Source organism: Acinetobacter sp. 228 (genome assembly GCF_048147885.1).
The window spans coordinates 1-1,028 of record NZ_JAYWYV010000608.1; the positions used below are offsets into that span (position 1 = coordinate 1).

1 protein-coding gene and 2 pseudogenes are annotated in these 1,028 nt (G+C 43.1%); all 3 read left to right on the forward strand.

From position 1 onward, the window contains the following. Nucleotides 1–526, forward strand: a pseudogene (locus VXQ92_RS21230) (triphosphoribosyl-dephospho-CoA synthase); the annotation flags it as partial. Nucleotides 527–528: 2 nt separating this feature from the next. Continuing rightward, complete coding sequence (locus VXQ92_RS21235; RefSeq protein WP_262093425.1) at nucleotides 529–828, forward strand: malonate decarboxylase subunit delta; 300 nt, start codon at nucleotides 529–531, stop codon at nucleotides 826–828. Then, nucleotides 821–1,028 (forward strand): annotated as a pseudogene (locus VXQ92_RS21240) (biotin-independent malonate decarboxylase subunit beta); the annotation flags it as partial. The gene VXQ92_RS21235 and the pseudogene VXQ92_RS21240, both read left to right, overlap by 8 nt.

Sequence of the window (1,028 nt, forward strand, 5' to 3'; positions counted from 1 at the left end):
GCATTGGCACGCACCAATCAACAATATTTATCGGCTGTTGAACTATGCCAGTTAGCAGGTCAGATTGCTCAGCTTGAAGATCGTTTTATTCCAAAGCAGGCTTTGAGTCATGGCCAGCAAGTACAAAAGAAATTAGGCATCTTAGGTGCCAAAGAACAGGCGCAACAAGGCTTTCCAACTATTGTGAATTTTGGGTTAAAGCAACTTTATCAAAGTCGTAGTAAAACCATGAAAGAAGAGTTCGCTCGCTTAGATGCCTTACTTGCCATGATGACAGATTTGACCGATACATGTGTGCTTTATCGCTCTGGCACATCTGGTTTAAAGCGTATGCAACAAGGTGCTCAGCAAGTATTGGATTTGGGTGGTAGCTCAAGCTTGGAAGGCCGACGTGCTTTGCATCTTTTAGAGATTGATCTACTTCGGATGAAAGCTTCTGCAGGTGGTGCCGCAGACTTATTAGCAGCAACACTATTTATAGATCGTGTTGAGCAGACATCTGTCAAAAAATAAAGAAGGATTTTGATTATGGAAACACTTCATTTTGAATTTGTGGCGACAGAGCCACCTGTAAAAAAAGCGTTGGTAGGATGTGTTGGCTCGGGCGATTTAGAAATTTTGATGGAACCTGGTGAAAAGGGAAAAGCCTCTATTCATGTCGTTACCTCTGTAGATGGCAGTGCAGCACGTTGGCACAATCTTTTTGAACGGATTTTTACTGCTCAAATACCGCCAGCGGTCAATATTAATATTCATGACTTTGGTGCAACTCCCGGTGTCGTTCGCTTACGTCTGGAACAAGCATTGGAGGAGATTGCTCATGACTGATATCGAGAGGTTGTTAAATAAACAAGATTTTATTGAGCTGAGTGCAAGAGAGCGTGCTAAAGCATTATTAGATGAAGGGACTTTTCGAGAGTTACTCGACCCATTTGCCCGTGTTATGTCGCCTTGGCTCGTTAAACAGAATATTGTGCCGCAAGCCGATGATGGCGTGGTGATTGAAAAAGGATCTATTCAAGAACGCC